We start from the raw sequence: 5,594 nt of genomic DNA, 5'->3' as shown, positions 1-5,594 counted from the left end.
GCTACGGTTAAATCGGTAGGTATACTCATCGATATAGGATTGTAAAAGTTCTGCATGGTGGTGCATCCCCCTTAGCCAGCCCTTGAACCCCATGATAACCCTATGCAGGTCGGGGAAGCTCTCCCCTTTCCTGCCAGAGGGGACTTGCTTTAGGCCCCCGAAGTGTGCTTTTAGCGGAGCATAGCCCATCCACGCATCCGTTTTGACCTCTGCGGCCTTATCGATGGTTTGCTTCATAAACCCGCCCAGCTCCCGTGCGCTCGCATTCTTTACCACCTTGCCATACAGCCGGCTTACCCCCTTACCCTTACGCTCAATGGCAAATACAACCAGCTGCTTCTTTCCGTTCTTGCGCCCAACCACACCCTCCTCCTGCCCCCCAACAACCGTTTCGTCCACCTCGACCTTGCCCTGCAGCAACGACCGCCCGCTGCTCCTCATGGCAACCATCACCTTTTGCTTAAACAGCCAGCAGGTCTTCTGGCGTAGCCCCAGCTTTCGGCTAAGCTCCGTGGAGGATATGCCCTTCTTGTTGGTGCTAGCGTAGTAAACAACGTAGAAGGCCTTCAGCAGGGGAAACTTAACCTTATGGAACAGGGTACCGCTGGTCGGGGAGCTGATGTAGCGGCATCTGGTGCACTGGCGGTTGTGCTCCTTTTCTCCCTTGCAAAACTTTGTGTTGCCGCAGCGAGGGCATACGTAGCCATCCCCCCATTTCTTTCTTGCCAGGTAGGCCAAGCAGGCATCCTCATCGGGGAATCGCTGCTGAAACTCAAAAATAGTAAGGCTGTCGAACTTCTTCTCCATACTCTAAATCATTTATACCCCTAAAATACTACATTTATCCGTATTGGCTGAATGCCTAATTCAAATTTTTAAATCTTCAAATCGATTAATTTTCAAATTGTATCCTGCACCGCAATAGCAAATGGTTGTTTGCTGCACAAATGCCTGACCCCCTCCAACCTCCCCCTAACAGGTGGAGGCGCTCGCTAGACAGGGTAAAGGAATGTTCACCACCGTACTGATATTAGCACGTTCCTTCGCCTCGCAGGGGAAGGGAAGGATGGGGTCGTAGAAATGGTGATGAGGAATTCAACCGTTGGTAGTGACACGAATAATTGCGTTTCTGCCTTTTTTAAATTGCTTTAAGCCTTTGTGCTATTGGCATCACCGCTCTGCTCATACGAATGCGAGCATTTTAAAGTCCGCACAAAAGCTTGTTCGATGCACTTTACCATTTAGTGATGCTACCTGTTCAACTTAATCAAGCATCAGGAATTACAGGTTCAACCAGCTTTTTCAGTTTGTCTAACGATTCTTGCCATCCTAAATAGCACATCTCTGTGGGTATTACCGGAGGGATGCCTTCCTGTAAAATTTTGAGTTCGGTTCCACAAGACACCTGGTTAAACCAAAAAGTTGTTGTCATCTCTCCTGGTAGGTTGGGATCATCAAATTTGTCTGTGTGCTTAATAAGCTCGTTGGGTTTGATTTCCAAAAACTTTCCGCCGAACGATTGCTCATTCCCTGTTGAGAAGTTTATAAACGACATTTTGTAGCTGCCACCTACCTTAAAGTCCATATGGTGAACGCTACACAAAAAGCCGTATGGTGGAATCCAATTGGCATAAGCGCTGGGGTCGGAGAAAGCGCGGAAAACCTTTTCGGGAGTTGCTTTTAGCACTCGGTGTAGTGTTATGCTGTTGTTTGACATATGCTACTTTTTTGTGAGGTTAGCTGTTAATTCATGGCCCCGATGTTCCAAATATGCTACCGCTGGTTAGCGGTAGGTGTGCCTACTTCTTCACCAATTTGTATCTCAAGTGTGTTGTCAAGTTTGATGGTATTACTTCCACAATTTGAATATCATATCTGTCTTTGTCAATTCCGTCAAACAGTCGGATACCACTTCCAAAAAAAACAGGGGCAATATGGAGGAAAAATTCGTCCACAAGTCCAGCGTTGAGATATTGCTGAATAGTGTTCGCGCCACCTTGTATTCTTATGTCCTTTCCTTTGGCTGATTGTTTTGCTTTTTCCAATGCACTTTGTATTCCGTCGTTGATGAAATAAAAAGTTGTAGTCCCCTTTTGAACCCAAGGCTCCCGTTTTTCGTGCGTCAGCACATAAACATCCGCTTCGTATAAATCTTCTGCCCAAGCGACTTCGCCTTCTTCAAACATTCGTTTTCCCATAATTTAAGAACCTGTTCGTGCAAACACATCATCAATTAATTTACTGTCGGCACCGTATTCTTCACCACCTTCCATTTTGATATGCTTCCAAAATGCTTTTTGCTTAAACATCCACTGGTGTATTTTTCCTGAAACGCCACCCATTGGATTGCTTGGACTTCTGTTGTCGCCGGCGAAAAAGCCATCAAGCGATATTCCACAGTCAAATATAATCTTGCTCATAATATATTGTTTATCAAAGTTAAAGTAGTTGGTTCGTTCGATTGTTAGGCCGTAGCCCTACAATTACCACTAGCTTATTAATGCACTCGATAAAGCTCTATATATGAACCCAACGCGGTATGTATTGTTCGGCATTTCTGTATAAAATTCCGAAACATTCTTGCACCGCAATGACAAAAGGAAATTAACAAGAAGTCAAAGGAGTTAAAGAAGTTAGAGAATTCAGAGAGTGCAACCGAATATACAGACGCAAGAATTTGCGCCTCCATTATGCCGATAAATTAATTCGATTCGATATAAAGACGAAATATTTTTCGCCCCAAACCCAACCTCGGAGAGGTTGCATGTTTGTAGCCGGAGGTGTCAACCCCAGGAAAGGGAACACCCCTAGCGCAAGCGGTGCATGCACAATCGTTGTTCAACGCGCTGCAGCTGCCATGCACCGCAATGGCAAAAGAAAATTAACAAGAAGTCAAAGGAGTTAAAGAAGTTAGAGAATTAAGAGAATTCAACCGAATGTAGAGACGCAAGGATTTGCGTCTCCTTTGTGCCGATAAATGAATTCAACCCGATGTTGGGCGAAGGATTTTTCGCCCAAAACCCAATCCCGAAGGGATGGCATGTTTGTAGCCGGGGGTGTCAACCCCCGGAAAGGGAACACCCCTAGCGTAAGCGGTGCACGCACAATCGCTGTTCAACGCGTTGCAGCTGACTTGCACCGCAATGGCAAAAGGAAATTAACAAGAAGTCAAAGGAGTTAAAGAAGTTAGAGAATTCAGAGAATTCAGAGAATGCAACCGAATGTAGAGATGCAAGGATTTGCGTCTCTTAATAAAACCTCGGAGAGGTTTAATCTGAATAGCCATGGGCTGAAGCCCATGGTTGGCAAGCGGCCCCTAGCGCGAGCGGTGCATGCACAATCGTTGTTCAACTCAAAGTAACAACCATGCACCGTAATAGCAAATGGTTGAAAAAAGAAATTATACTGGAGTTAGACCGGAGTTATACGGTAGTTTTCACAACCGTTGACCTCGAAGAGGCCAACCCTTGGTAACAGCAACCGAAACAATAGGGCACATCGCACAATGGAGTGGGGGAGTTTTTATCGTCAGCTTAGGTGGCGGGGAAAACTATTCATTTGTGCACAGTAAATTATTTATCATAAGCTTTCTACCGCTCTTCCGAAATATTTTCCATTTTCGAAAATCCATACAGAACTATAAGAGCCTGCACCATCACTACCGAATAGAACAATTATAAAATATTCACCTTTTTTATCCATTTTAGCTTCTACATGAACAACATCGGGCCCATAAAGAAATGATGGATTATACAAATCATTAAACTCACTTAATGGAACAAAAATGGCTTGTTTATTTAACTTAACGTCAAGTTTGCTTACTTTATCAGTTGGCATATCTCCATCTGTACCCCAAAATACTTTGTTATCAATCAAACATATCTCGCCATCTGTTGATTTTGTAAATTTATGATTATTAGGGTCAAACTTCTTGCTTTCTAATCTAACTTCATATCCTTTTGCTAACCCATCATCGATTTTAAAATAGGCAACAGAATCATTAATCAGTTTTGGTTTGTAATCAATAAAATATAATTGACTATAGTCCGTATCAGAAAGCATAAAAAATGGTTTTAGTATGTTCTTAAGTCGAATATCTGAAAATCTACTAAAACTCACTTTTTTAAGTGCTATTTCATTTGCTGTATAGCAATCAGTATTTATCTCTTGTCCAATTGCATACTGAGTGGAATAAAACAAAAGAATAAAAATAACTGAAAAATGTCTTCTCATAGCGTTCTTTTTTGCATCCAACTTTCTTATTTATTCTGCAAACCCGCATATACCCACCCTTATCGAACGGCATCCGCAGTTTCACACCCGAAGTTAATCTTTTCCTGGCACACACTAATTAAAACTCGAAGTATTTTGTAAGCCGAAGCCTATCTACCTAACTACCTAATCCCCTAACATGCTAACCACTGACCCCCTCCAACCTTCCCCTAACAGGTGGAGGCGGTCGCTAGGCTTGGTAACGGAAAGTTCACCCAACATTTGGTATTAGCACGATTAATGGAGTTTATACCTTAGGTTTTCTGCTGTTTCTAGGGCAATTATCCGTTTTATGAAATAGTTGGAGAAGTCTGGGTTGTGCTTTAAAAGCCCTCTTGCAAATAGGGATTCTTCCACCTGATTGGGATTCGACTTTGAGTCGATAATGTCGAGAATCAATGAATCACCATGCGCAATAGAATCAAGTGCAACATAAAACTGGCTTTCGCTGATTAGCTTTATGTATGGTTTTGACTTGGTATCCTGAATCAAGGAATCAATATTTAATGCCCGATTTTTCTGTTCTATTGGTATTATGGATTGGACAAGGTTATCGTTTTTGAATTTGAAGTTTACCATACCATCCTCAAACCATACGGTATCGGCATAAACAGTATCGTACTTGGCAAATAAGTTGCTCTTCTCATACCTCAGCATTTTTAGTGAATCTATTTTCCAATGATGCTTAAGCGTATTATTTGAGATATCCGTTAAGTATGCTTTGTATTTAGAAGCCAAATCGTTGCCGGAATAGCTTGAGTTTAGAAAACCTTCAAAATCTTGAACTATCTCATTGAGATAATCCGTTTCTTGCTTTCCTAAAACATTCTCAAACCTTTCGATTGAGCTTGAATTATTAGTGCTGCTAACCCTGCTTTGTTGGCAGGAGGTAAGCAATGGCAAGAATATCAATAGGTGGATGATTCTCATAAGTGCTATTTTTTGTGGGTTAGCGGTTCCATGGTTATAGAGGTTGGGGGGGGTCCTTGATTGTACCTAATTATTGTATTTTTATCTTGTTCATTTTAAATTTGAAATCAACTTTCGCTGCCTGAAAAACAGGTACATTCTTTTCTTTACATATTTGTTTAATAACGATTTTATGATCTTCTAGCATATTTATTCCAAGTATAACTTCTGCAAAAAAATCATCAGGAATTGTGATAATTCTGTCTTCTTTGGCTTAGTACATGACAAAAAAAACAAATGCCTGATTACCAGTAAAATAAACACGTAAATATTTGGTAAATACTCTGAATATCAGTATCTTACAAGAAATTACCACATCTCGATGTAAGAGCCATGATACCCAGAGTAGACCC

The 5,594-nt window shown here is 41.8% G+C and carries 6 protein-coding genes; all 6 read right to left on the bottom strand.

Features of this window, described 5'->3' with window-relative positions:
- Nucleotides 1-807, bottom strand: an 807-nt coding sequence (locus VMW01_07085; GenBank protein ID HUW06007.1) for an IS1595 family transposase, incomplete at its 3' end; no start/stop codon positions are given.
- Between the two features lie 460 nt (nucleotides 808-1,267).
- A complete protein-coding gene (locus VMW01_07080; protein HUW06006.1) occupies nucleotides 1,268-1,717 on the bottom strand; it encodes an SRPBCC family protein in 450 nt (149 codons plus the stop codon).
- An 82-nt stretch (nucleotides 1,718-1,799) separates the two neighbouring features.
- A complete protein-coding gene (locus VMW01_07075) occupies nucleotides 1,800-2,198 on the bottom strand; it encodes a dihydrofolate reductase family protein (protein ID HUW06005.1) in 399 nt (132 codons plus the stop codon).
- Nucleotides 2,199-2,201: 3 nt separating this feature from the next.
- Nucleotides 2,202-2,420 (bottom strand): hypothetical protein, encoded by a 219-nt coding sequence (locus tag VMW01_07070; GenBank protein HUW06004.1) that lies wholly within the window; start codon nucleotides 2,418-2,420, stop codon nucleotides 2,202-2,204.
- A 1,159-nt stretch (nucleotides 2,421-3,579) separates the two neighbouring features.
- Nucleotides 3,580-4,233, bottom strand: coding sequence for a hypothetical protein (locus tag VMW01_07065; GenBank protein HUW06003.1), 654 nt, complete (start codon nucleotides 4,231-4,233; stop codon nucleotides 3,580-3,582).
- Nucleotides 4,234-4,509: 276 nt separating this feature from the next.
- A complete protein-coding gene (locus VMW01_07060) occupies nucleotides 4,510-5,202 on the bottom strand; it encodes a hypothetical protein (GenBank protein HUW06002.1) in 693 nt (230 codons plus the stop codon).
- Nucleotides 5,203-5,594 lie beyond the last annotated feature (392 nt).

This window comes from Williamwhitmania sp. (genome assembly GCA_035529935.1).
Classification (GTDB): Bacteria; Bacteroidota; Bacteroidia; order Bacteroidales; family Williamwhitmaniaceae; genus Williamwhitmania.
Note: the sequence above shows the minus strand (reverse complement) of the source record. Positions and strands in the feature narration are given on the sequence as shown.

Bases quoted from the DNA above. Each gene is read 5' to 3' on its own strand.
- VMW01_07060 (HUW06002.1), bottom strand. From the start codon at position 5,202: ATGAGAATCATCCACCTATTGATATTCTTGCCATTGCTTACCTCCTGC.
- VMW01_07075 (HUW06005.1), bottom strand. From the start codon at position 2,198: ATGGGAAAACGAATGTTTGAAGAAGGCGAAGTCGCTTGGGCAGAAGAT.
- VMW01_07070 (HUW06004.1), bottom strand. From the start codon at position 2,420: ATGAGCAAGATTATATTTGACTGTGGAATATCGCTTGATGGCTTTTTC.
- VMW01_07065 (HUW06003.1), bottom strand. From the start codon at position 4,233: ATGAGAAGACATTTTTCAGTTATTTTTATTCTTTTGTTTTATTCCACT.
- VMW01_07080 (HUW06006.1), bottom strand. From the start codon at position 1,717: ATGTCAAACAACAGCATAACACTACACCGAGTGCTAAAAGCAACTCCC.